Origin of the sequence: Streptomyces sp. NPDC053069 (genome assembly GCF_044546895.1) — a bacterium.
Taxonomy (GTDB): domain Bacteria; phylum Actinomycetota; class Actinomycetes; order Streptomycetales; family Streptomycetaceae; genus Streptomyces.
The window spans coordinates 74275-97431 of sequence record NZ_JBITZN010000003.1; the positions used below are offsets into that span (position 1 = coordinate 74275).

21 protein-coding genes and 1 pseudogene are annotated in these 23157 nt (G+C 72.3%); 12 read left to right on the top strand and 10 right to left on the bottom strand.

Going from position 1 to position 23157, the window contains the following annotated elements:
- Nucleotides 1-84: 84 nt before the first annotated feature.
- The gene (locus ACIGXP_RS07330) at nucleotides 85-342 is read right to left on the bottom strand and encodes a hypothetical protein (RefSeq protein WP_399765070.1); all 258 of its coding nucleotides are present in this window, start codon (nucleotides 340-342) and stop codon (nucleotides 85-87) included.
- Nucleotides 343-388: 46 nt separating this feature from the next.
- Between ACIGXP_RS07330 and ACIGXP_RS07335 the strand changes: the two genes are divergently transcribed.
- The gene (locus ACIGXP_RS07335; protein WP_399765073.1) at nucleotides 389-517 is read left to right on the top strand and encodes a hypothetical protein; all 129 of its coding nucleotides are present in this window, start codon (nucleotides 389-391) and stop codon (nucleotides 515-517) included.
- A 31-nt stretch (nucleotides 518-548) separates the two neighbouring features.
- Complete coding sequence (locus tag ACIGXP_RS07340; protein ID WP_399765076.1) at nucleotides 549-1313, top strand: hypothetical protein; 765 nt, start codon at nucleotides 549-551, stop codon at nucleotides 1311-1313.
- Nucleotides 1314-1433: 120 nt separating this feature from the next.
- On the opposite strand, the gene ACIGXP_RS07345 is transcribed toward ACIGXP_RS07340, so the two are convergent.
- Nucleotides 1434-2219 (bottom strand): hypothetical protein, encoded by a 786-nt coding sequence (locus ACIGXP_RS07345; protein ID WP_363215545.1) that lies wholly within the window; start codon nucleotides 2217-2219, stop codon nucleotides 1434-1436.
- Between the two features lie 333 nt (nucleotides 2220-2552).
- Here ACIGXP_RS07345 and ACIGXP_RS07350 point away from each other — a divergent pair, with 333 nt between their 5' ends.
- On the top strand, nucleotides 2553-3224 hold the full coding sequence (locus ACIGXP_RS07350) for a class F sortase (RefSeq protein ID WP_363215544.1): 672 nt from the start codon (nucleotides 2553-2555) through the stop codon (nucleotides 3222-3224).
- Nucleotides 3225-3256: 32 nt separating this feature from the next.
- Here ACIGXP_RS07350 and ACIGXP_RS07355 read toward each other — a convergent pair whose 3' ends face one another.
- Together ACIGXP_RS07355 and lysX are read right to left on the bottom strand one after the other, a co-directional pair.
- Nucleotides 3257-4093, bottom strand: coding sequence for a polysaccharide deacetylase family protein (locus ACIGXP_RS07355; RefSeq protein ID WP_399765080.1), 837 nt, complete (start codon nucleotides 4091-4093; stop codon nucleotides 3257-3259).
- A gap of 419 nt (nucleotides 4094-4512) precedes the next feature.
- Nucleotides 4513-7794 carry a bifunctional lysylphosphatidylglycerol synthetase/lysine--tRNA ligase LysX gene (gene lysX, locus ACIGXP_RS07360; protein ID WP_399765083.1) on the bottom strand — a complete coding sequence of 1094 codons (3282 nt, stop codon included), beginning with the start codon at nucleotides 7792-7794 and terminating at the stop codon, nucleotides 4513-4515.
- 230 nt (nucleotides 7795-8024) lie between these two features.
- Between lysX and ACIGXP_RS07365 the strand changes: the two genes are divergently transcribed.
- Nucleotides 8025-8501, top strand: a complete 477-nt coding sequence (locus ACIGXP_RS07365; RefSeq protein ID WP_363215541.1) for a universal stress protein — start codon at nucleotides 8025-8027, stop codon at nucleotides 8499-8501.
- Here ACIGXP_RS07365 and ACIGXP_RS07370 read toward each other — a convergent pair.
- The gene (locus ACIGXP_RS07370) at nucleotides 8437-9678 is read right to left on the bottom strand and encodes an MFS transporter (protein WP_399765088.1); all 1242 of its coding nucleotides are present in this window, start codon (nucleotides 9676-9678) and stop codon (nucleotides 8437-8439) included. The genes ACIGXP_RS07365 and ACIGXP_RS07370 overlap by 65 nt on opposite strands.
- A gap of 108 nt (nucleotides 9679-9786) precedes the next feature.
- Here ACIGXP_RS07370 and ACIGXP_RS07375 point away from each other — a divergent pair, with 108 nt between their 5' ends.
- Nucleotides 9787-10734: a LysR family transcriptional regulator gene (locus ACIGXP_RS07375; RefSeq protein WP_399765091.1), complete on the top strand. Its 948-nt coding sequence runs from the start codon at nucleotides 9787-9789 to the stop codon at nucleotides 10732-10734.
- A 50-nt stretch (nucleotides 10735-10784) separates the two neighbouring features.
- Nucleotides 10785-12209, top strand: coding sequence for an amino acid permease (locus ACIGXP_RS07380; protein ID WP_363215538.1), 1425 nt, complete (start codon nucleotides 10785-10787; stop codon nucleotides 12207-12209).
- Nucleotides 12210-12220: 11 nt separating this feature from the next.
- Here ACIGXP_RS07380 and ACIGXP_RS07385 read toward each other — a convergent pair whose 3' ends face one another.
- Entirely contained in the window at nucleotides 12221-13366 is a 1146-nt protein-coding gene (locus ACIGXP_RS07385; protein WP_363215537.1) for a CapA family protein, read from the bottom strand.
- Between the two features lie 216 nt (nucleotides 13367-13582).
- On the opposite strand from ACIGXP_RS07385, the gene ACIGXP_RS07390 reads away from it, so the two are divergent.
- The 3 genes from ACIGXP_RS07390 (at nucleotide 13583) to ACIGXP_RS07400 (ending at nucleotide 15644) form a co-directional block, all read left to right on the top strand.
- Nucleotides 13583-14152: a sigma-70 family RNA polymerase sigma factor gene (locus ACIGXP_RS07390; protein WP_399765094.1), complete on the top strand. Its 570-nt coding sequence runs from the start codon at nucleotides 13583-13585 to the stop codon at nucleotides 14150-14152.
- A gap of 145 nt (nucleotides 14153-14297) precedes the next feature.
- Nucleotides 14298-14813 (top strand): hypothetical protein, encoded by a 516-nt coding sequence (locus ACIGXP_RS07395; protein ID WP_363215535.1) that lies wholly within the window; start codon nucleotides 14298-14300, stop codon nucleotides 14811-14813.
- Nucleotides 14814-14987: 174 nt separating this feature from the next.
- Entirely contained in the window at nucleotides 14988-15644 is a 657-nt protein-coding gene (locus tag ACIGXP_RS07400; protein ID WP_363215534.1) for a zf-HC2 domain-containing protein, read from the top strand.
- 9 nt (nucleotides 15645-15653) lie between these two features.
- Here ACIGXP_RS07400 and ACIGXP_RS07405 read toward each other — a convergent pair whose 3' ends face one another.
- Both ACIGXP_RS07405 and ACIGXP_RS07410 read right to left on the bottom strand, forming a co-directional pair.
- Nucleotides 15654-16517, bottom strand: a complete 864-nt coding sequence (locus tag ACIGXP_RS07405) for an Fpg/Nei family DNA glycosylase (RefSeq protein ID WP_399765098.1) — start codon at nucleotides 16515-16517, stop codon at nucleotides 15654-15656.
- 34 nt (nucleotides 16518-16551) lie between these two features.
- The gene (locus tag ACIGXP_RS07410) at nucleotides 16552-18633 is read right to left on the bottom strand and encodes a SpoIIE family protein phosphatase (RefSeq protein ID WP_399765101.1); all 2082 of its coding nucleotides are present in this window, start codon (nucleotides 18631-18633) and stop codon (nucleotides 16552-16554) included.
- Nucleotides 18634-18832: 199 nt separating this feature from the next.
- On the opposite strand from ACIGXP_RS07410, the gene ACIGXP_RS07415 reads away from it, so the two are divergent.
- Nucleotides 18833-20254 (top strand): lipase maturation factor family protein, encoded by a 1422-nt coding sequence (locus ACIGXP_RS07415; protein ID WP_399765103.1) that lies wholly within the window; start codon nucleotides 18833-18835, stop codon nucleotides 20252-20254.
- On the opposite strand, the gene ACIGXP_RS07420 is transcribed toward ACIGXP_RS07415, so the two are convergent.
- Complete coding sequence (locus ACIGXP_RS07420) at nucleotides 20249-20728, bottom strand: cupin domain-containing protein (RefSeq protein WP_363215530.1); 480 nt, start codon at nucleotides 20726-20728, stop codon at nucleotides 20249-20251. The two genes, ACIGXP_RS07415 and ACIGXP_RS07420, sit on opposite strands and share 6 nt — an antisense overlap.
- A 64-nt stretch (nucleotides 20729-20792) precedes the next feature.
- Here ACIGXP_RS07420 and ACIGXP_RS07425 point away from each other — a divergent pair.
- A pseudogene (locus ACIGXP_RS07425) lies at nucleotides 20793-21194 on the top strand (FadR/GntR family transcriptional regulator); the annotation flags it as partial.
- A 1-nt stretch (nucleotide 21195) separates the two neighbouring features.
- Here ACIGXP_RS07425 and ACIGXP_RS07430 read toward each other — a convergent pair.
- On the bottom strand, nucleotides 21196-22110 hold the full coding sequence (locus ACIGXP_RS07430; RefSeq protein ID WP_399765107.1) for a DMT family transporter: 915 nt from the start codon (nucleotides 22108-22110) through the stop codon (nucleotides 21196-21198).
- 63 nt (nucleotides 22111-22173) lie between these two features.
- On the opposite strand from ACIGXP_RS07430, the gene ACIGXP_RS07435 reads away from it, so the two are divergent.
- On the top strand, nucleotides 22174-23133 hold the full coding sequence (locus ACIGXP_RS07435; protein ID WP_399765110.1) for a LysR family transcriptional regulator: 960 nt from the start codon (nucleotides 22174-22176) through the stop codon (nucleotides 23131-23133).
- Nucleotides 23134-23157: the final 24 nt, after the last annotated feature.

Here is a 23157-nt window from a genome sequence, read left to right on the forward strand (position 1 = left end):
CCTGGTGGGCTGCCCGGTCGGCAGTGCGTCGGCCGACGCCTGTGCGTACGCCTCCACGGGCCCGGACGGCACGGTGGCGACGGCCTACGCCGGCAGCCACCACTGGCCCGCACCGCCGCCGTGCCCCGAGCCCACCCCGCCGACGCCCAGCCCCACACCCACACCCACACCCACGCCGCCCCCGTCGCCCAAGCCGCCGAAGCCGACGCCGGCTCCGCGCCCGGTGCCGAAACCCACCCCGAAGCCGAAGCCGCCGCCGAGGCCCGCCCCGGCTCCACCGGCACCACGGCCGGCACCACGACCGACACCGACGCCGACGTCCACCCCCACACCCGCGCCCACGCCGACGCCCACCCCCAAGCCGACGCCGAGGCCGCCGGCGACGCCCGTGAGCTATCCGGCGTACCACCCGCACCCCACCGCACACACCGCGCCCGGCCACACCTCGCCGGTCACCTACGTCCTGCTCATCACCGTTCCGGCGATCGTCGCCGTCGCGGCCCTGCGCCCGCGCTGACGCGCCGGCCGCTCACTTCTGGAGGCACCTGTTGTCGGATTGGCTTGTTCTCGTCCTCGCGATGCTGGCGGCCTGTGCCGTGGTGATCGTCGTCACCGTCGTACGGCACAAGCGGGCTCCCGAGGACGAGGACCCCAACGAGACCCCGGACGTCATCGAGTACATGACGATGTGGATCGGCGTCGTGTACGCCATCGTCCTCGGTCTGGCCATCGCGGGCGTGTGGGAGGCGCGCAGTTCGGCCCAGGACTATGTGCAGTCCGAGGCGCAGGCGCTGCATGAGATCTCGGAGCGGGTCCGGGTCTATCCGCCGGAGGTCCGTGACCGGATCCGGGACGATGTCAACACCTATGTCGGCTACGTCGTGCATCACGAGTGGAAGACGATGGCCCGCGACGGGCGCGTCACCGACCACGGCGGCGAACTGCTGCAGAAGGTCCGCCAGGACGTCACCGACTACCAGCCGAAGAACGACTTCGAGGCGCAGACCTACCAGCCGCTGCTGGACCAGATCTCCGCCGCCGACCAGGCGCGCAACGCCCGCGCCGACTCCACCGGGGCCACCATGCCGCCGGTGGTGTGGTGGGGGTTGCTCACCGGGGCGCTGGTCACCGTCGGCATGGTGTTCGCGCTGCAGATCCGGCGCACCAAACGCGAGTTGGTCCTGGCCGGGCTGTTCTCCGCGACCATCGCGTTCATGCTGTTCCTCATCTGGGACTTCGACGCCCCCTACAGCCGGGGCATCGCGGTGACCGCGGAACCGTTGGTGAACCTCTTCCCCGGCGTCACCGGATAGCCCCCGGCCGAGCCGCGTGCCCGAGGCCGCCGTCGCCCCGGTTCCCGCCAGGGACCGGGGCCATCGCCGTGTGTCGTGCGCTGTGTGAAGAGGCGGGGCGGCGGGCCGGGAGACAGGGCGTCAGACCCTCCTCACGTGTCGCCGGCGGAACAGGAACGTACCGCCTCCGAGGACCGCGGAGGCCACGAGTCCGCTGCCGATGGCGACATCCTCGGGCGTGGCACCGGTGGAGATGCTGCCGCCGAGACCACCCTGGACGCCGCCGATCACGGTGAACGCGTCCGGCCGGGTCAGGCTTCTGCCGTCACAGCGGACCGTGATGGCGTACCGGCCGGGGCGGGCGTCGTGGTCGATCCAGGTGGTGCCGCGGGAGGTGTCGTCGTGGAACGGGTTGAGCTGGGTGGGAGGGAAGACGCGGGAGGTCGCCGTGCCGCCCCGGCAGCCGTCCACGCTGATGGTGAGCCGGCCGCCGGCCGTGACCACAGTGGGCACGACGTGGATGTCCCAGGGGCCTCGGAAGTCGTCACCCCGGCCGCCGTTGCCGCGGCCGCCGAATTCTTCACCACGTCCGAAGTCGTCACCGTGGCCCCGGTCACGACCCTCGTCTCCATGGCCCCGCTCACCGTGGCGGTTGCCGTTGCTGAAGTGACCGTTGAGGTTGAAGTTTCCGCTGAAGCCGCTGTCCGGGTCGAAGCCCCCGCCGGGCAGCACACCCACGCCGGGTGCGATGCCCACGCCGGGCGCCACGCCGACGCCGGGGTTCACTCCCACGCCGGGGTTCACTCCCACGCCGGGAGTGGACGGGCCGCCGCCGTTGCCCATGCCGTCCGCGACGGCCACAGGGGCGGCGAGCCCGAGCATGGCGACCGCGGTGCATGCCGCCGCCAGGGCACGTTGATTTCGCATGTGATCCTCCGCGGGAGGCGCCCCGGGTCCCGTTCCCGGTGGATCGGCGAGAAAACACCTCCCGGGAAGACCCTCAAGCTCGCGGAACACGCCCGCATGTCGAGAATCGTCCGTCCTGGTGAGACGACACGCCGACGAAAAAGCACACAATCTGATATTCCCGCAGGTCACGGACCGTCAGAAAATTCCTGGGAACGGCAACTCGGATGGCGCACCACAAGGCCTCTCGGCCACCCGTTCGCCACTTGCCCCGTCGTCCGGCGCCCGCGCGGGATTTAGCGTTTTCCCAAGCGTGCGGGACGTGGCGACGACCGCGTCGAGAGGGGATGGCGAATGTCTGCGTCCGAGCTGGCCGAGCTTGCCGAGGCGGAGGAGCGGCGGAAGAGGCGCGCCCCGTGGGGCGTGATAGCGCTTCTTCTGCTGACCGGCCTCGCCCTCATCCGGAACGGTTCGGGGGAGTTCGACGTGGGTCCGCCGCAGCCGGCTTCGGCGGCGGCCCCCGACAGCCGGGCCGGCCTCGGCACCTTCACCGCGGGTCCGGCGCCGCTCGCGTTCTCCGCCGTCGACCGGGTCCGGATTCCCGCGATCCAGGTGGACGCCCCGGTCACACCCGTCGGCCTGGACGCGGACGGCTGGGTCGCTGCTCCTCCGCCGGAGGACCCCAACCTGGCGGGCTGGTTCACCGGGGCGGTCTCCCCCGGCGAGAACGGCACCGCCGTCATCGTCGGGCACGTCGACAACAAACAGGGCCCCGCCGTGTTCTACGGACTCGGGGCCGTGAAAAAGGGAAACCGCATCGAGGTGCTGCGCAAGGACGGAAAGACCGCGGTGTTCGAGACGTATGGGGTCGAGGTCTTCTCGAAGGCCGGTTTTCCCGGTGGCCGGGTGTACGGCGCGAAGGGCGCACCGGAATTGCGGGTCATCACCTGCGGCGGCGGTTTTTCCAAGCAGCACGGTTACGACGGAAATGTCGTCGTCTTCGCCCGCCTGGTCGCGGTGAACTGAACCACCGCGGCCGGGCGGACCGGTGGCCGTGCTCACACGCGTCTGCGGGGCACCGTGAGGTGATATCCGGAGTCGAGGAGATAGGGCAGCCATTCACGGATCGCGTGGACGGTCTGCGAGCGATCGCCCCCGGCGTCGTGGGAGAGCACCACGACGCCGGGGGCGGCGCCGTTCTCCACCCGGTCGATGATGACGTCGGTACCGGGCGTCTCCCAGTCGGTGGTGTCGACCGTCCAGGCCATCGGCTCCATGCCCATCTCGGCGCCCAGCTGGAACGCGGCCCGGTTCCAGGCGCCGTAGGGCGCGCGGAACCACTGCGGGCGCTGGCCGTAGGTGCCCTCGATGATGTCGCTCGTGCGCTCCATCTCGGAGCGGATCTCCTTGCGCCTGAGGGTCGTCAGCAGCGGGTGCGTCCAGGTGTGGTTGCCGACGACATGGCCTTCCTCGGCCATCCGGGCGACCAGCTCCTTGTACTGGACGACGCATTCGCCGCACACGAAGAACATCGCCCGCACGTCGTACTTGGCGAGGGTGTCCAGGATGTGCGGGGTGTACTGCGGGTTGGGGCCGTCGTCGAAGGTCAGCATCATGTGCCGGCCGCGCCCGGAGATCCGCAGGATGGGCTCCTTACGGGTCTTCAGTCTGCGCGGCGCGGATCGTGGGGGTCCGTCACCGGTGAGCGGCTGGAGCCGGAAGGCGGACGACTTGAGCGCCTGACGGGCCTGCGGGCCGGCGACGGGAGCGGCGGCGGTCCCGGAACCCTCCCCGGCGCCGCTCGCCAGGAAGGCTCCGGCAGCACCCGCGGCCCCCAGCGCGGCGGCGCCGCCGAGGAGCATCCGCCGCCGCGTGAAGAGCTGATCATTCTGCATGACTCATCAGTCGCCCCGCCGGACTCCGGCGCACCGCAACGGCACCGGTGCGGCGGCAGGAATACACCCGGACGGCGGACCGCGGGACGGTGGCGGTCCGCCGCACGCGCTTCCGGCAAGCAGTCACCGCGCACAACTGCCGTGAGGGGCAAAGGGGTCGGGCCGAAGCGGCCGCACAGGGGGTACGGACACGGGATCGGGCGGCACACCGCGCGGCGCACCCGCAACCGGGGGCTGACCGTCGCCGGGCCGGCCTGCTGCCGGCCGTGCACAGCGCGTACGTGGCCGCGCTGCCGGTGTTCGCCGGGCTCTCGGCGCGGCGTTCGGACAGGGCGGGGTGCCGGCCAGGGCACCCCGCGGGTCCAGCGGTGCCGGACGCACCTCGCCGACGGGGCCGCGACTGGTTCGGGACCCGGGCGTCAGCGGCGGCGCACCAGCGGGAACGGCAGGGTCTCGCGGATCGTGAGGCCGGTCAGGAACATCACCAGCCGGTCGACGCCGATGCCGAGGCCGCCGGTCGGGGGCATCGCGTACTCGAGGGCCTGGAGGAAGTCCTCGTCCAGTTCCATGGCCTCCGGGTCGCCGCCGGCGGCCCGCAGCGACTGCTCGGTGAGCCGCCTGCGCTGCTCGACGGGGTCGGTCAACTCGGAGTAGGCGGTGCCGAGTTCGGTGCCGAAGGCGACCAGGTCCCAGCGCTCGGCGAGCCGTGGGTCGGTGCGGTGCTGCCGGGTCAGCGGGGAGACGTCGGTCGGAAAGTCCTTGAAGAACGTGGGGAGTTGGGTGCGCTCCTCGACGAGTCGCTCGTACATCTCCAGGACGATGTCCCCCGGCCCGTCGTCGGCGGTGTACGGCACCCCGGCCCGGTCGCACAGCCGGTGCAGCCGCAGCAGTTCGCAGCCCGGGCCGATCTCCTCCCCCAGCACCTCGGAGAGCGCGCCGTGGACCGTCTTGACCGGCCATCGCCCGGAGATGTCGTACTCCTGCCCGTCCTTGCGGGCCACCGGGGAGCCGAACGCGGCGGTCGCCGCGCCCTGGATCAGTTCGCGGGTGAGGTCCAGCATGACGTCGTAGTCGGCGTGGGCCTGATAGGCCTCCAGCATCGTGAACTCGGGGTTGTGCTTGTAGGAGATGCCCTCGTTGCGGAAGGTGCGGCCCAGCTCGAAGACCTTCTCCAGGCCGCCGACGCACAGCCGCTTGAGATACAGCTCGGGGGCGATGCGCAGGTACAGGTCGAGGTCGTAGGCGTTGATGTGGGTGGTGAAGGGGCGGGCGTTGGCGCCGCCGTGGATCTGCTGCAGCATCGGGGTCTCGACCTCCACGTAGCCGCGGTCCAACAGGCCCTGGCGCAGGGCCTGAACGGCGGCGGAGCGGGCCCGGATCACGGTGCGGGCGGCGGGGCTGGTCGCCAGGTCGAGGTAGCGGCGGCGGACCCGGGCCTCGGGGTCGGTGAGGCCGCGGCGTTTGTCGGGCAGCGGGCGCAGGCATTTGCCGGTGAGCTGCCAGGAGGCGACGAAGACGGTGGGTTCGCCCTTGTCGCTGAGGCCGGCCCGGCCGGTGGCGGTGATGTGGTCGCCGATGTCGGTGTCCGCCGTGAAGCGGTCGAGAACGGCGGTGCCGGATCCGTCGCGGGTGAGGGCGATCTGGTGGTCGCCGGACCAGTCCCGCAGCACGGCGAACACGATGCCGCCGAAGTCCCGGACCAGCATGAGCCGTCCGGCGACGGTGACGTCCTCGCCGGGGGGCACGTCGGCGAGGGCGTGGGTGGGGGCGGGGACGCCGACCGGATAGGGGTCGGTGCCGGTGGCGCGCAATCGGTCGAGCTTGTGGTGCCGGACGCGGACCTGGTCGGGCAGGCCCGCGCCCGGGGCGGCGGATCCGGCCTGGTCCCCTCCGTCGAGGCCGAGCGCCGTCAGAGGCGGCAGCCCGTGTGTGGTGGCGGGCCGGTGCCCCGGCTTCGGGTGCCCCTTTCCCCAGAGTTTGCGCAACGACGGTACGGAGACGAAGCCTTCGGCGATGCCCGAGGCGAGGCCGATACGGGCGAGGGAGGCGGTCTCGCCGTAGCAGATGAACCGCGGATACCACTCCGGGTGGTATTTGGCGTTGGAGCGGTACAGGGCCTCCAGTTGCCACCAGCGGGAGAAGAACAGCAGCAGGCGGCGCCAGAGCCGCAGGACGGGTCCGGCGCCGATACGGGCGCCCTCCTCGAAGACGGACCGGAAGACGGCGAAGTTCAGCGAGATCCGGCGCACGCCGAGCTTGGGGGCGGCGGCGCACAGTTCGGCGACCATGAACTCCATGACTCCGTTGGGGGCGGCGCGGTCACGGCGCATCAGGTCCAGGGACATGCCGTCGCGGCCCCAGGGGACGAAGGAGAGCAGGGCGAGGAGCCGGCCGTCCTCGCCGAGGGCCTCCACGAGCAGGCAGTCGCCGTCGGCGGGGTCGCCGAGCCGGTCCAGGGCCATGGAGAAGCCGCGTTCGGTCTCGGTGTCCCGCCAGGCGTCGGCCTTGTCGACGATCTCCTCCATCTCGTGTTCGGTGAGGGTGGCGTGGCGGCGGATGCGGCAGCTGGCGCCGGTACGGCGGACCCGGTGCACGGCCTGCCGGGTGACCCGCATGTCGCGGCCGTTCAGATCGAAGGCGGCCACCTGCACGATCGCCTCGTCGCCGAGCTGGAGCGCGCCGAGTCCGGCGCGGGCGTAGGCACGGGCGCCGTCCTCGGAGGCGCCCATCACGGCGGGTGCCCAGGCGTAGCGGCGGGCCACGTCCAGCCAGGCGGCGATGGCGTGCGGCCAGGCCTCCGGGTCGCCGACCGGGTCGCCGCTGGCGAGGCAGACGCCGGCCTCCACGCGGTAGGTGACGGCGGCCTTGCCGCTGGGCGAGAAGACGACGGCCTTGTCCCGGCGGGTGGCGAAGTAGCCGAGGGAGTCCCGGTCGCCGTAGACCCTGAGCAGCGCCCGGATGCGGGCCTCCTCGTCGTCGTGCAGGGCGGCTTCCAGGCGCTGGGAGCGGAACAGCGTGGCGGCGGCGTTCAGCAGGGCGAGGGCGCCGAACAGGCCGAGCAGGAAGGTGACCTTGCGGGGTGGGTGGCCGGCGAAGGAGCTGTTCGGTACCAGTCCGCCGCACACCCGGTCTGCGGCCCACGCCAGGTGCTGGCTCGCCGGCAGCGAGCCGGGGAACAGCAGGACCAGGCCCCAGCCGATCAGGATCGCGAGGACGAGCCCGGCCACCAGCACACCGAGGGCCCGCCACAGGGCGGCGCGGCGCGAGGCGGCGTAGAACTCCCCGCGGGCCACGACGAGCAGGAGCAGCAGCAGGGCGCACAGCACCAGGGAGGGCAGCGATTCGGCGTACATGCCGAGGGCCACGCCGAGCACGTCGCTGAGGACGAGCAGGCCCAGATAGACGACGACCAGCCACCAGGCGACCTTCTTGCGGGCGGCGGTGGCGCCGGCCAGCAGGAACAGGAAGACGGCGTAGGCCAGGTTGGCGCTGATGGGCACCAGCAGCAGGTCGAGGGCGTGGGCGACCGGGCGGAGCAGCCGGCGCAGTGGCTCGATGAGCGCGAGTACGGCGCACAGCAGGCCGAGCGCGGCGAAGAGCGTGCCGAAGGCCTCGGGCACCCAGCCGAGGCGCCCGCCGACGGGCGGGCGTATCGGGGCCGTGGGGTCCCTCCGGGCGAGGCGCTCGGCGCTGGCGGTCATGGTTCCGACTGTAGGAAGCGGGCGCGCGGCTCGCCCGTCGAAACGGAGCAGACCGGCGCCCCGGGCCCTCTCGCCGCACCGCGTGCTGTGTCGGTTCGGCGGCGTTGTGGTCCAGCGGTGCCGGGCCGGGCTCCTTCGCTGCGGCCTCGGAGCCGCCCGGGCGGTCGCCTTTCCGGTGCGCGGCAGCCCCGTGGCCCGGTGGGAACCGGCCGTTCCGATAGCCTCGGATCGTGACGGAACAGCACGAGCAGCGCACGCCCTCGCACCGGTTCGAGCGGGGCACGGACGGGCCGAAGGTCATCGTGGTCGGGGTGGACGGCTCCGACTCCTCGCTGCGTGCCGCGGCGTACGCGGGCGGCCTCGCCCGGCGGCAGCACGCGCTGCTGGCCGTGGTGTACGTGCAGCCGGTGCTGGCGGCCGGAGCGGCGCTCGGGGCGCCGGTGGCGGAGACGACCGACGAGATCGCCGAGGACCTGATCCAGCAGATCCGCGAGGCGGCCGAGCGGGTCAAGGGGATATTCGAGGTGCGCTGGGAGTTCCACACCTTCCGCGGCGACCCCTACAACGGGCTGGTGCAGGCGGCCGACGACCTGAAGGCGGACGCCGTGGTCGTGGGCGCCTCCGAGCAGGCGGGGCACCGGATCATCGGCTCTGTGGCGGTGCGGCTGGTGAAGGCGGGACGCTGGCCGGTGACGGTCGTGCCGTAGGGCGCCGCAGCAGCAGCGGGGTGGCCAGCAGCAGTACCCCGGCCACGGCGATCGCGGTGCGGGGGCCGGTGAGGGTGGCCAGCAGACCCCACAGGGCGGTCAGGGCGGCCGTGGTGGCCTTGCCGGTGACCGACCAGGCGGAGAGGGTGCGGACGACCCGGTCGTTCGGGGTGCACTCCAGGCGGCGGGTGGCGTACACGGGGCTGTAGACGGCCGAGCAGGTGATCACCCCGAACTCCAGGACCATCACCAGCAGCAGGCCGGGCAGCCCGGGCCGGACGAGGGCCAGCCCGAGGGGCCACACGGCGCGCAGGGTGCCCGCGGTGAGCAGCACCCGGTGCTGTCCGTGGCGGGCGACGAGCGGGCCGGCCGTCCGGGAGCCGATGAGGCCGCCGAGGCACGGCACGGCGAAGGCGAGGCCGTACTGCCAGGGGGCGAAGCCGAGCGGGCCGAGCATGAGCACGGCGAGCGGCGGCATGGCGACCATGATCAGGGCGTTGGCCGCGAGGTTGTTGAAGAACAGCGGCCGCAGCGCCGGGCTGGTGAGGATGTGCCGCCAGCCGTCCAGCAGGTCGGCGGCCCGCAGGCGTGTGGCCCCGGTGCGCTCGGGGCGGGGCTCGCCACCGCCGACGGCGCGGATGCCCAGGGCCGACAGCAGAAAGCTGACCGCGTTCGCCGCGACCGTCGTGACCGGGCCGAACAGGCCGATCGCGGCGCCGCCGAGGGGTGGTCCGAGGACCAGCGCCGTCCAGTTCGTGGATTCGAACCGGGCATTGGCGGTGAGCAGCCGGTCTGCCGGTACGAGGCCTTTCAGGAAGGCGCCGGAGGCCGCGTTGAAGGTGATGTCGGCCGCTGCGACGATCACGGACACCGTCAGCAGCTGGCCGAAGCCGAGGCTGCCGAGCGCGTAGGCGGCGGGGAGGGTGAGCAGCACGGCACACCGGACCACATCCATCACCACCATGACCGGTCGCTTGCGCCGGAACTCCACCCATGGCCCGAGCGGCACCGCCGCCACCGCGCCCACGGCGGGTCCGGCCGCGGCGAGCAGCGCCACCTGGGCCGGCCCGGCGTGCAGCGCGATGACCGCGATCACCGAGAAGGCGTCGAAGGCGAGCCAGGTGCCCACCGCACTCACCGAGTACGCGGCCCACAACCACCCGAACTGTCGTCCCATGCACAACCTCCCGTTGCCCCGGGACATGAAAACGGGCAGGTCGGGCCCGGATCAAACAACCGGAAGGAGAGGACGTACAACCGATGGTTGTACGAGTAGGGTGAGCGAGTGGATCTCAAGGCCGTGCGCACCTTCGTGACCGTGGTGGACACCGGGCAGTTCCAGGAGGCGTCGGCCGTCCTCGGCATCACCCAGCAGGCGGTGTCCAAGCGGATCGCGGCCCTGGAGAAGGACCTCGGGGTGCGGGTGTTCACGCGGACCGCGCGCGGGGCGGAGCCGACCATCGACGGCCAGGCGTTCCTGCCGCACGCCAGGGAGCTGCTGCTGGCCGAGGAGCGGGCCCTGGCCTCGGTACGGCCGGGGCGGCGGGCGCTGCGCGTCGACGTGATCGGGGCCAGACTGGCCCCGGCGGCCCTGCTGCAGTCCTTCCACGCGGCACATCCCGGCACGGCTCTCGACGCCGTGACGCTCTTCGACGCGGACACGGCCGTGGCCGCCGTGCGCGCGGGCACGATCGACGCGACCATTCGCGCGGTCACCACAAGGCTTCCCGAGGGGCTGCGGTCCGTCCGGGTGCTGGACGAGCCGGTGCAGCTGCTCACCGGAGCGCGGCACCCGCTCGCCGGGGCCCGCTCGGTGACGCCGTCGCAGCTGGCCGGGCACCGGATCTGGATGCCGGGTCTCGTGGACGGCACCGAGTGGGCCGCGTACTACACGACGCTCGCCGCCGAGTTCGGGCTGACCATCGACCCGGTCGTCGCCGACTTCGGCGGGGAGCCGCTGCTGGACGCGGTCGCGGGCTCCGACTCGATCGCCACCTTCGTCTGTGAGCAGATCCGGCTCTCCCGGCCCGCCGGCCACGATCTGCGGCGCATCCCGCTCATCGACCCGACGCCGGTGTACCCGCACTCCCTGGTCTGGAGCGCGGCCAACACACATCCGGGGCTGGCCGCGCTGCGCGCCCATCTCACCGCCCGGCCGCCGGCCCGGCCCGCGTCGCGTACCTGGACACCGGCCTGGGCCGTGCGTGGCGTCTTCCCTGTGGGGCGCCCCTGAGCCATCATGATCCGCCGTCAGCCGTTGCCGTCGGCGAAGAGGTGAGGCACATGGCCAGGCTCCGTGCGGGTGAGGGGATTCTCCGCCGCAAACCCATCGAGCACATCGAGGAGACCGAAGTCGGCGAGGGCGCCCGACTGGACCGTTCGCTCGGGCTGTGGCAGCTCACCGCGATCGGGGTGGGCGGCATCATCGGTGCCGGCATCTTCACGCTGGCCGGAACCGTGGCCAACGGCACGGCCGGGCCCGCGGTGCTGGTGTCGTTCCTGATCGCCGGTGTGGCGAGCGCCTGTGCGGCGCTGTCGTACGCCGAGTTCGCCGGGCTGATCCCGAAGGCGGGGTCGGCGTACACCTACGGCTACGCCGTGCTCGGCGAGTTCGCGGGCTGGTTCATCGGCTGGGACCTGCTGCTGGAGTACACCGCGATCGTGGCCGTGGTGGCGATCGGCATCTCGGGCTACTTCGGCTTCCTGGTGGGGGAGATGGGCGCGAAGCTGCCGCACTGGATGCTGGGCGCGCCCGGCACCGGTTCGGGGCACCGGTTCGACCTGTTCGCGGCGGTCCTGTGCCTCCTGATCGCCTGGCTGCTGAACCTGGGCATCCGCAGCGCGGCCCGCTTCGAGACCTTCGTGGTGGCGCTGAAGGTGCTGGTGGTGCTGCTGGTGATCGGCGTGGGGGTGTTCCACATCACCACGGTGAACTACCACCCCTTCTTCCCGTACGGGATCGGCGGCGCGTTCACCGGCGCGGCGACCGTGTTCTTCGCGGTGTTCGGCTACGACGCCATGTCGACCGCGGCCGAGGAGTCGAAGGACGCGCAGCGGCACATGCCGAAGGCGATCGTCTACTCGCTGGCGATCTCGATGGTGCTGTACGTGGCGGCCTGTCTGGTCCTGACGGGCATGCAGAACTACCGGCACATCGACCCGAAGAGCGGCTTCTCCACCGCGTTCAAGTCGGTGGGCCTGGACCGGCTGGCGGACGTGATCGCGGTGGGCGCGATCATCGGAATCCTCACCGTCATGTTCACGTTCATGCTCGGTGTGACCCGGGTCTGGTTCTCCATGTCCCGGGACGGACTGCTGCCCAAGTGGTTCGCCAAGACGCACCCGACCCGGCATGTGCCGACCCGAGTGACCTGGATCGTCGGCCTGGCCTCGGCCGCCATCGCCGGGTTCGTGCCCATCGGCTCGGCGGCCGAGCTGACCAACATCGGCATCCTGCTGGCGTTCGTGGTGGTGTGCACGGCCGTGATCGTGCTGCGCTACCGGCAGCCGGAGCTGCCGCGCACCTTCCGTACGCCGGGGATGCCCGTGGTGCCCGCGCTGGGTGTCGTGTTCTCGATCTGGCTGATCACGTTCCTGCAGTGGCAGACCTGGGTGCGGTTCGCGGTGTGGTTCGTGGTCGGGTGCGTGATCTACTTCGGCTACTCCTACCGGCGTTCGGCGCTGGCCGGGCGCCGGCCCGCCGAATGAGCAGGGGCTGATCACTCCCCCATGACCAGGCCGTCCTTGGCGGCCCCGCGGCTGAGCACCACATTGCGGATGCGGTCGCGCACCGCGGCCGGCTCGGTGCCGTCGGCGACGGCCCGGTTGAGGTTCAGCACCCGGCCGGTGCCGACGTCGTAGAACTGCGGGACGAACTCCGCCTTGGTGACCTGCCAGCGGGCGCCCTCTTGCGCGGGCGGGGCGAAGGTGAACCGGCCGATCGTGGACTCGTTGCCGCGCGGGTCCCGGGCGCCCTTGCCGTTGAACATCTCGCCGGCGATCTGATGACCCATGCCGTAGATCACCCAGGTGCCGTTGATCTTCTCGTACGCCTGCGGGACATGGGCGTGGGTGCCGAGGATCAGGTCGATGTCCGGGCGGCCGCCGGTGGTGGAGGCGGTGAGCCGGCGGGCGAGGCCGAGCTGCAGCCGGTCCGGCGCGTCCTGCCATTCGGTGCCCCAGTGCACGGAGAGGACGACCACGTCGGCGCCGGCCTGCCGGGCGGCGCGGGCGTCGGCGATCATCCGCCGCTCGTCGATGAGGTTCACGGCCCAGGGCCGGCCTGCGGGCAGCGGGATGCCGTTGGTGCCGAAGGTGTACGCCAGGTGTGCGACCTTGGCGGGACCGGCCTTGAGGAGCGTGACCGAGCGGGCCTCGTCCTCGGAGCGGGCGGTGCCGGCGTGCCGGAGGCCGGCCTCGTCCATGCCGTCCAGGGTGCGGCGGATGCCGTCGGCGCCGTCGTCCAGCGAGTGGTTGGAGGCGGTGGAGCAGCCGTCGTAGCCGGTCGCGGCGAGGCCCTGGGCGATCTGCGGCGGTGTCCTGAAGGCGGGGTAGCCGGAGTACTCGCCCTCGGCGCCGTAGACGGTCTCCATGTGACACAGTGCCAGATCGGCCCGGGAGACGACCGGTTCGACGCCGGAGAGCATGGGCCGGAAGTCGAAGCCGTCGTCGCCGGAGTCGTGGGCCGCCCGGTCGAGGACGGAGGTGTGCGGCAGGACGTCACCGGAGGCGACGAGGGTGAAGCCGGCAGCGGCCCCGGGCGGGCCCGCACTGCCGGCCTCCTGCCGGTCATGATTCTGGCAGGCGGCCGCGACCGCCAGGACGGCGGTGATCGCCAGGGCCACCTGTTGCCTGCGTCCGAACATCAGCTCACCCCAGGAATGTCGTATTTACCGACAATGCCGTGTCGGGCATATGGGTACGAATCTGGCTCGCCGGATAAACGACCCGAGCGCTGTCATTAGCCCGTTCGGTGCTGTGCCGGACCGTTCGTCCGACCGTTCGCCGACGCGATCGACCGTCCGCCGCACGGCCGCGCGCCCGCCCTGTCCCCGGGCCGCGCCCTGCGCTGCCATACGGCCATGACGGCCGGAACCTCACTCACCCACGGGACGGCGGCACCGACCCCCAGGGCGACGACCGCCGAGCACGAACTGGCCGCGCTCCAGCGCGAGCACGGCCGTCCGCTCTTCGCCCTGCTGCTCAGGCTCTGCGACGGCGACCGGCAGCGGGCCGAGGATCTCGTCCAGGAGACCCTGGTACGCGCCTGGCAGCACCCGGAGGCGCTGCACGCCACCGACTTCGACTCCGTACGGCCCTGGCTGCTGACGGTCGCCCGGCGGCTCGCGATCGACGCCCGGCGGGCCCGCCGGGCACGACCCCCGGAGACCGGCACCGAGGTCCTGGAGAACGCGCGGGTGACCGCCGATCACGCCGAGCGGGCCGCCGCGATGCTCGACGTCCGCGAGGCTGTGAAGACACTCACGCCGGAGCACCGTGACGTTCTGGTACTCGTGTATTTCCTCGGGGCCAGTGTGGCGGAAGCGGCGCAGACCCTGGGCGTCCCACCCGGTACCGTGAAGTCCCGCGCGTATTACGCGCTGCGCGCGCTGCGCCGGGTCCTTCCGGGTTATGCGGCCGACCTGCACTGAAACCGGCAACAGAGCAAAGCTCTCGTAAAGCGCCTTGCTGTGGCCCCCGTTCGGGCAATGGGCTGTCCTCATCCGCGTTCCGGGCGACGGGCTGCGACCCGGCGGACTCGGGCGACGCGCACGCACCGGAGGAAGGCAGGAAGGGATGCTGCACAGAGGGCACGAGAGCACGGACGGCACCGACGGCGGTGAACTGGCCGTCCCCATGGCCTGGTTGTACGCCGAGTACATCGCCGACGAGCTGCTGCGCACCGGCGATCTGATGCCGCCGACGTCCTTCGAGTTCCGGGCCGGCCGGGACGCGCTGGCGCTCACCGTCTTCCTGTCCGACACCGACGGGGAACTGTCCGGCATCCGGGTGATCTCCCAGCTGGAGAACTGGCTCTCGCTGACCGCCTACGACCAGCCCTGGCAGGACTGGGTGCGCGAGCGCATGGCCGAGCTGACCGAGACGGCCGACCGGGCCGGCACCCGGTCGCCCGACCTGGCCCTCGCGGCGGACGCGTGGCGGTGGCTGGAGGAGACCGAGCTGCTCGCACCGGACCTGGACGCGGTGCCGGGCGGCGGTGCGGTGGGCGACGAGGACGACGGGCCGAAGGTGTGGACACCGGCCTGGCGGCTCGGGCTGCCCCTCGGGCACCTCGCGATCCATCTGTTCTGACCACCCGTTCCGAGCCGCTGGGAAGTTTTCCGCGATCCGACCAATCCGCGGCCCGCGCGGCTCCGAATCTCTTGTCCGGGATTCTTTGGGTGGCTTGAGTGATTCGGCTGTCGGCTGCGTACGGATGGGTGCACGGAGTAACCCCACCCCCACCCATCGGCACGAGGATTCGGCATGAGGTCCCTGGAAAGGCATCGCGACGTCGGCGCGTACGCGCTCGGCGTGCTGGACGAGGCGGAGGCCTTCCGCTTCGAGGACCACCTCATGGAGTGCCCTCAGTGCGCGGCACAGGTGACCGAATTCGGTCCGGCCACACGGCAGTTGATGCTGTACCGCCGGGCCACGCCGCGCTTTGTGCACCCCATGGCACAGCCCGGTCCCCGGCTGCTGGACCGGCTGCTCGGCGAGGTCGCGCACCGGCACCGGGCGCGCCGACGGCGCTTTCTGTACGGCCTGGCCGCGTCCGTGGTGCTCGCGGTCGCCGGTCCGGGAATCGTGGCCTTCACCGGCCATCAGGAAACGACCGCACACGTCACCGCGGCGACCGATCCGAGAACCGGGGTCTGGGCCGAGGTCACGGCCGACGACGGGGACACGGGCAGCCGGCTGCTGCTGCGGGTGAAGGACGGCACCGGCCCCCATGCCTGCCGGCTCGTCGTCGTGGGCCGCGACGGCACCGAGCAGGTCGTCGGCACCTGGATGGAGCCCGGCCACGACATCGGCACCTTCTCCGCGCTCGGGTCGTCCACGATGCACCCGCAGGAGATCGCCCGCTACGACGTCCGCACGGAGGACGGGCAGCGTCTGGTGTCCGTCGAGGCGCCGCAGTGACGGCGGGGCTCATTTGAGCAGCCGGGACAGTCTGCGGTCCGCCAGGGGCTTGCCGCCCGTCTGGCAGGTGGGGCAGTACTGCAGCGAGGAGTCGCTGAAGGAGACCTCACGGACGGTGTCGCCGCACACCGGGCAGGGCTCGCCGGTGCGGCCGTGGACGCGCAGTCCGCTCTTCTTCTCGGCCTTCAGCCGTCCGGCGGCCACCCCCCGGGAGCGCTCGACCGCCTCGGTGAGCGTGCCGCGCAGCGCCTCGTAGAGCAGGCGGGTCTCCTCGGGGGTCAGCGAGGCGGCGAGCTTGAACGGGGACATCTTCGCGGCGTGCAGGATCTCGTCGCTGTAGGCGTTGCCGACGCCGGCGATCAGGGACTGGTCGCGCAGGGCGCCCTTCAGCTGACGTCTCTCGTCCTTGAGCAGGGCCGCGAACCGGTCCTCGTCGAAGTCGGCGGCCAGCGGGTCCGGGCCGAGCCGGGCGATTCCCTCGATCTGCCGCGGATCGCGGACGAGGTACACCGCGAGGCGTTTCTGGGTGCCGGCCTCGGTGAGGTCGAAGCCCTCGCCGGTCTCCAGCGCCACGCGCAGTGCGAGGGGGCCCTTGCCCGGCCTGGGCGGGCCGTCCGGCAGCCGGTCCTTCCACTGCAGCCAGCCGGCCCGGGCCAGATGGGTCACCAGGTGCAGTCCGCTGTCCGCCGCCAGGTCCAGGAACTTGCCGTGCCGGTCCACGGCCGTGACCTCGCCGCCCTCCAGGGCGGTGACCGGAGGGTCGTACGTCTTCAGGACGCTGACGGCGACCGGCAGCACCCGTGCCACCCGGCGGCCGACCAGGTGCTCGGTGAGGAAGTCCTTGAGCGCTTCTACCTCGGGCAGTTCCGGCATACGTCCAGAGTGCCATCCGGTACCGACAACGCCCTCAGACAGTGCGCCGGAACTCGCACCACACCGCCTTGCCGCCGCCGCGTGCCTCCACGCCCCACGCGTCGGCGAGGCTCTCCACGAGGAGCAGGCCCCGGCCGGAGACGCCCTCCTCCCCCGCCTCGCGGCGGCGCGGCAGGGCGCTGGAGGAGTCCTCGACCTCGATCCGCAGCCTGTGGACCCCGTTGCCGAGGGCCCGCAGCGTCACGATCGCGGAGCCCTCGGTGTGCATCAGCGCGTTGGTGATCAGCTCGTCGGCGACCAGCTCGATCTCGTCGGCGCGGTCACGGTGGCCCCAGGAGCGGACCGCGGCCCGGATCAGGTGCCGGGCCTGGGTGAGCGCCTCCGGGTCGCCGGGGGCCACATGCTGCTGGAGCCGGCCGCCCGCCCGCGGGGCCTCCGGGACGCGCCGGCGCAGCAGGAGCAGTGCCACGTCGTCGTCGCCGCCCCGCTCCTCGGCCAGCTGGATCAGCCGGTCGGCGAGCGCCCCCACGTCCTCGGGACCGTCCGCGACCAGTGCCGTCAGGCGACGCATGCCGTCGTCGAGGTCGGCTCCGGGCTGTTCGACGAGCCCGTCGGTGCACAGCAGCAGGGTGTGGCCGGGGTCGAGTTCCAGGGTGGAGACGGGGTAGTCCAGGCGGCCGAACTCGGCGGACAGACCGAGCGGCAGGCCGCCCTCGACGGGGACCCGGCGGCAGGTGCCGTCGCCGTGCCGGATCAGCGGGTCGATGTGCCCGGCACGGACGGCCTGTACGACGCCGGTGGACAGGTCGGCCTCGGCGTACAGACAGGTGGCGAAGCGGTCGGTGTCCAGTTCGTGGAGGAAGACCGAGGCACGGGCCATCACGGTGGCCGGCGGGTGCCCCTCGGCTGCGTAGGCGCGCAGCACGATCCGCAGCTGGCCCATGACGGCCGCCGCGTGCGTGTCGTGGCCCTGGACGTCACCGATGACCGCGCCGACCCGGCCGCCGGGCAGCGGGATCAGGTCGTACCAGTCGCCGCCGATGTCCCGGCTGAGAGTGCGCCCCGCGGCGGCGGAGAGGTAGCGGACTGCTGTCTCGGCGCCCCGGACGCTGGGGATGGTGCGGGGCAGCATGGCCTGCTGGAGGCCCTGGGCGACGTCCTTCTCCTGCTCGTACAGCATGGCTCGCTGCAGGCTCTGCGCGATGCTGGAGCCGAGCGCGACCAGGACGGCGCGCTCCTCGGTGGAGAAGCCGCGCCGGTCGCTGTAGAGCAGCCCCATCGCGCCGATCGGGCGGGCCTGGGCTATCAGCGGCAGATAGGCGGCCGAGGTGATGTGCAGGTCGGTGAGGTGCGGCCACAGGATCGGGTAGCCCCGGGCGAACTCCTCCGGGGACTCGATGAACCGCGGCAGGAGCGTGCGGACGACCTCGCTCATCGGGTACGGCTCGTCGATCCGGGTGACCTGGGTGCCGGGGACGGAGGCACCGGCGGGTCCCTCGGCGACGAGCCGGATCCGTCCGGCCTCCACCAGTCCCATCACCAGGCTGGCCGCGCCGAGGTGACGGATGCCGTGGGTGTTCTGAAGGGCGTCGATGACGTCGTGGACGCTGCGGGCGTGGGCGAGGGCGGCGGAGACGGCCTGGACGACGTTCGTCTGCTGGCGGAACGCCTCGTCCTGGGCGGCCCGCAGACTGCGGTCCGCGCTCTCGGCGAGCTCCTCGGTGGCGTCACGGACGATGCCGACGACCCGGCGCGGGCGGCCGGTGTCGTCGCGGCGGATGTAGCCCTGGGTGTGGGTCCAGCGCGGGGTGCCGTCACGGCGGCGGATGCGGAAGTAGGCGCCGTAGTTCTCGCTGCCGTCCTTGATGGCCCGCGCCACCGCCGCGTCGAGGCGGGCCGCCTCGGGCGGCGGCACCCGGAGGGCCAGCGACTCGGGGCGCCCGTCGTACTCCTCCGGCAGCAGGTCGAACACCTCGTGCGCCTGGGCGTCCATGTGGAACAGACCCGTGTCCAGGTCCCAGTCGAAGGTGCCCATGCGGTTGAGCGCCAGGATCGGATCCGGGTGGGCGGGCCAGTCCTCGGACAGTGACACGGCACTCGCTCCCCGCTCTGCCATGGGGCCACCTTGCCAGGATTCGTGCGAATCTTCGACCTGATCGTTCCGAAACCTGGCACATATCCTCACCGCACACATAACGTCACTTTGAGTGACTTCCCCTCATTGTGTGCATCGCGCCCGTTCGGCTGGCAACTCGGGGAAGGCCATGATGAGGACGACACCGGCGGTGTAGCCGCGACGAAGGGTGCGCACGGTCGTGAACTGGTTCACCGCTGACGACTACTGGCTGAGCCGGCTGGTCTTCCAGCGGGCCCTGGCCGCCGTGTACCTGGTCGCGTTCCTCACTGCGGCGCTGCAGTTCCGCGCCCTGCTGGGCGAACGCGGCATGCTGCCGATCCCCGGCTTCGTGGCCCGGATCCCCTTCAAACGGGCCCCGAGCCTGTTCCATCTGCGCTACTCCGACCGCTTCTTCGCGGGCTGCGCCTGGACCGGCGCCGCGGTGTCGGCAGCCCTGCTCGCCGGCGCCGACTCGCTGCTGCCGCTCTGGGCCGGGATCCTGCTGTGGCTGGTGCCGTGGGCGCTGTATCTGTCGATCGTCAACGTGGGCCAGACCTGGTACGCGTTCGGCTGGGAGTCACTGCTGCTGGAGACGGGCTTCCTGGCCGCGTTCCTCGGCAACGACGAGGTGGCACCGCCGATCGTGGTGCTGTTCCTGCTGCGCTGGATCCTGTTCCGGGTGGAGTTCGGTGCCGGGTTGATCAAGATGCGCGGCGACGCGTGCTGGCGGGAGCTGACCTGCCTGTACTACCACCACGAGACACAGCCCATGCCGGGCCCGCTGAGCTGGTTCTTCCACCATCTGCCGAAGCCGCTGCACCGGGCGGAGGCGGCCGCCAACCACATCACCCAACTGGTCGTCCCGGTGTTGCTGTTCACGCCGCAGCCGATCGCCTCGGCGGCCGCCGCCCTGATGATCGTCACCCAGCTGTGGCTGGTGCTGTCCGGCAACTTCTCCTGGCTGAACTGGATCACCGTCGTGCTGGCCCTGTCCGCGCTCCGGATCCCCGGGTCCGCGCCGTCCGTGCCGTCGGCGCCGCTGTGGTACGAGGTGCTGGTGCTCGCGGTCGCCGCGCTGCTGCTCTTCCTGAGCTATCACCCGGTGGTCAACATGATCTCCCGCCGGCAGGTCATGAACCGCTCCTTCGACCCCCTGCACCTGGTGAACACCTACGGCGCGTTCGGCAGCGTCAGCCGGGTCCGGTACGAGGTGGTGGTCGAGGGCACGCTGGACGCCGTACCCCGGGAGGACTCGGACTGGCGGGAGTACGAGTTCCGGGGCAAGCCCGGGGACACCCGGCGCTGGCCGCGCCAGTTCGCCCCGTACCATCTGCGCCTGGACTGGCTGATGTGGTTCGCGGCGCTGTCCCCGGGCTATGCCGGCGACTGGTTCGGCGGTCTGGTGGAACGCCTGCTGGAGAACGACCGCGACACCCTGCGCCTGCTGCGCCGCTCCCCCTTCCCGCCGGACACCCCGCCCCGCTATGTCCGGGCCCGCCTCTTCCGCTACCGCTACACCACCTGGCGTGAGCTGCGGGAGTCGGGTGCGTGCTGGGAGCGGTCGTATGTGCGCGAGTACCTGCCGCCGACGCGGCTGGCGTCGGTGGCCCGGCGGTCATGAGCGGCCGTGCGACCGGGTCCGGTAGCGGCTGCGGAACTCGGCCAGCAGCTCGTCGGTCGGCTCGGCCCCGGCGTTCACGGCGGCGTGCACGTCCCGGAAGTAGTTCTCGTAGCCGGCCGGGGTGTAGAGGCACAGTGCGCGCGCCGGGACCGGCCCGGCGTTGCGGAAACCGTGCGGGGTGCCGCGGGTGGCGGCGAGCAGGTGCCCGGGGCCGGCCGTCACCTCGCCGTCGCCGGTGTGCAGGGTCAACTCGCCTTCCAGGACGTAGAAGTACTCGTCGTGTCCGTCGTGCACATGCGGCCTGGCGCCGATGGTGCCGGGGGCGAGGCTGAACTCCTCGAAGGCGAAGTGCCCGCCCGTGTGCTCGCCGGTGAGCCGGAAGAAGTGCGCGACGCCGGCGACGTCGATGAGTTCACCGTCCTCGGGGCGGCGCAGCAGCGGACGACGGGGCACAGCGGCCTGGTGATCGGTCATGTTGCCATTGTGGCCTCACAGACGGTAGACGGTGATGGCGGTGCCCTCGAACAGGCGCCGGCAACGGCGCGTCCTGGAGTCGACGGCGACCGCACTGGCCGCCGCCCGCATCACGACCGGCCAACTGGCGGCGGTCGAAAAGCACTTGGCGGCGATGAACGCCACCGACGACCCCGAGGAGATCCTCGCGCACGACCTCGCCTTCCACCGCGAGATCGCCTCCGCGGCGGGCAACGAGACCATGGCCGCGATCCTGGAGGGCCTGTCCTCGCGCACCTTCCGCGCCCGCGTCTGGCGCGGCTACCAGGAGGAGGGCGCCTTCACGCGCACCCGCCGCGAACACGCCGCCATCCACCGCGCCCTGGCCGCGCGGGACCCCGAGGCGGCCCGGGCGGCGGCGGCCGCGCATGTGGGCGAGGTGGAGGAGTGGCTGCGGGCGCAGCCGGCAGGGCAGGCCGGGGAGTAGGTCACACCCGGACCGGCGGAGCCTTCTGCCCCTCGGCGCATGCCGCGTCCCTGGCCCTGCCCGCCCCCCGGCGACCGGCCAGCGCCACCCCCACGACCGTCAGCGCGCCGCCCAACAGCTCCACCGGCTGCGGGCGTTCGCCCAGCCAGACGAAGGCGACCGCGAGGGTGGCCACGGGCACCAGGTACAGGGCGGCGGTCGCCGCGGTGACGGTGAGCCGGGCGACCGCGTAGCCCCAGACGACGAATCCCGCGGCCGAGGGCAGCGCGCCCAGGTAGACGGCGGCGAGCAGCGCGCCGGAGGGGGCGTGCAGGGCGGCGCCGATCGCCGCGGGGGCGAGCGGGAGGACCAGGGCGGTGCCCGCCCACATCGCGTAGCCGGCGACCTCCAGGCCGGTGTACGTCCGCAGCAGCGGCTTGATGCCCAGGTGGTAGGCGGCCTGAGCACCGGCGGCGGCCACCACCGCCCAGGCCGCGGTGCAGTAGCCGGTGTCACCCCTGGCGAGCGCGATGACGGCCGCCCCGGCCAGGGCCACGACGGACCCGGTGACTTTGCCGAGCGTCAGCCGCTCACTCAGGAACACGGCCGCGAGCAGGGCGCTGATCGCCGGGGTGACAGCCACGATCATGCTCGCGGTACCGGCCGGCACATGCAGCTCGCCCCAGTTCAGCAGCAGCTGGTAGGCGCTCATACCGGATGCCCCGACGAACATGATCCGGAGCAGATCGCGGCGGGCGGGCCACCGTATCCGCAGCAGGGGGGCCACGGCCGCGAGTGCCAGGGAGGCAACGGCCAGGCGCAGGAAGGACAGCTCGGCGAAACCGTAGCCGCGCAGGCCGACCCGGATCGCGGGGAAGGCGGAGGACCACAGCAGCACCGTGGCGGCGAGGGCGAGGAGGGTCTTGTCGGGCTTCATGTCCTCGACTGTGCTCCCTAGAATTGAAAAGGTCTATTTACTCTTTCTTCCATGATTCGGTAGGTGAGCTTCTTGTTGGAGGTGCGCAGGCTCCGGGTGCTGGCCGAGTTCGCGGCGTGCGGCACCGTCGCGGCGACCGCCGAGGCGCTGCATCTCACCGGCCCGGCGGTGTCCCAGCAGCTGGCAGCCCTGGAGCGGGAGACGGGGCTGCCGTTGCTGGAGAAGCAGGGCCGCACGCTGCGGCTGACGGGAGCCGGGCAGCGGCTCGTCGACCACGCCCGGGTCGTGCTGGGCACGCTCGCCGCCGCCGAGTCGGACCTGGTGGCGCTGCGCCGGGGCGAGCGGGCCCGGGTGCGTATCGCCGCGTTCCCGTCCGTGGCACGGCGGCTGGTGCCCGAGTTGTGGCCCGACCCGGACGGGCCCGCCGGGGCGGCCGGACCGCTGATCGAGCTGGTCGAGCGCGAGCCGGACCAGGCCGAGGCCGCGCTCGGCCGGCGCGAGGCCGACCTCGCGCTCACCCACTCGTACAGCCTGCTGCCGCGTCCGCTGCCCGCCGGCTGCGAGCGCCGGGACCTGTTCGAGGAGCCGGTGTATCTGGTGCTGCACCCGGCCGAGGCCGCCGAAAGGGGCCTGGCTCCGGGTGCCGCGGCCGACCTGGCCGGGTTCGCGGAGCTGCCCTGGCTGCTGCCGGGCCCGGACACCGCGTGCCACGAGATGACCCAACGGGCGTGCGGGGCGGCCGGGTTCGTGCCCCGGCCGGTGGCAGTGGCGAGCGACTTCGCGGTGCTGTGCGCGCTCGCCGCCCGCCGGGCGGGCGTCGCTCTCGTGCCCCGGCTCGCCCTGCCCGATCCCGGCCCGCCCGGCCTCAGCGTGCATCCGCTGCGGGTTCCGGTACGGCGCAGCATCCACGCCGTCTACCGGACCGGGACGGGCGGACACCCGGGCACCCGCCATGTCCTCGACCGCCTGGCGCGCCTCGCCGCGGATCAGGAACCGGTCCCGCCTGCGCCTGAACGGGTGTGAGGCGGTGGCGGCGCCCGGCTCCGG

Bases quoted from the DNA above. Each gene is read 5' to 3' on its own strand.
- ACIGXP_RS07345 (WP_363215545.1), bottom strand. From the start codon at position 2,219: ATGCGAAATCAACGTGCCCTGGCGGCGGCATGCACCGCGGTCGCCATG.
- ACIGXP_RS07350 (WP_363215544.1), top strand. From the start codon at position 2,553: ATGTCTGCGTCCGAGCTGGCCGAGCTTGCCGAGGCGGAGGAGCGGCGG.
- ACIGXP_RS07355 (WP_399765080.1), bottom strand. From the start codon at position 4,093: ATGCAGAATGATCAGCTCTTCACGCGGCGGCGGATGCTCCTCGGCGGC.
- lysX (WP_399765083.1), bottom strand. From the start codon at position 7,794: ATGACCGCCAGCGCCGAGCGCCTCGCCCGGAGGGACCCCACGGCCCCG.
- ACIGXP_RS07370 (WP_399765088.1), bottom strand. From the start codon at position 9,678: ATGGGACGACAGTTCGGGTGGTTGTGGGCCGCGTACTCGGTGAGTGCG.
- ACIGXP_RS07380 (WP_363215538.1), top strand. From the start codon at position 10,785: ATGGCCAGGCTCCGTGCGGGTGAGGGGATTCTCCGCCGCAAACCCATC.
- ACIGXP_RS07385 (WP_363215537.1), bottom strand. From the start codon at position 13,366: ATGTTCGGACGCAGGCAACAGGTGGCCCTGGCGATCACCGCCGTCCTG.
- ACIGXP_RS07390 (WP_399765094.1), top strand. From the start codon at position 13,583: ATGACGGCCGGAACCTCACTCACCCACGGGACGGCGGCACCGACCCCC.
- ACIGXP_RS07395 (WP_363215535.1), top strand. From the start codon at position 14,298: ATGCTGCACAGAGGGCACGAGAGCACGGACGGCACCGACGGCGGTGAA.
- ACIGXP_RS07400 (WP_363215534.1), top strand. From the start codon at position 14,988: ATGAGGTCCCTGGAAAGGCATCGCGACGTCGGCGCGTACGCGCTCGGC.
- ACIGXP_RS07405 (WP_399765098.1), bottom strand. From the start codon at position 16,517: ATGCCGGAACTGCCCGAGGTAGAAGCGCTCAAGGACTTCCTCACCGAG.
- ACIGXP_RS07410 (WP_399765101.1), bottom strand. From the start codon at position 18,633: ATGGCAGAGCGGGGAGCGAGTGCCGTGTCACTGTCCGAGGACTGGCCC.
- ACIGXP_RS07420 (WP_363215530.1), bottom strand. From the start codon at position 20,728: ATGACCGATCACCAGGCCGCTGTGCCCCGTCGTCCGCTGCTGCGCCGC.
- ACIGXP_RS07430 (WP_399765107.1), bottom strand. From the start codon at position 22,110: ATGAAGCCCGACAAGACCCTCCTCGCCCTCGCCGCCACGGTGCTGCTG.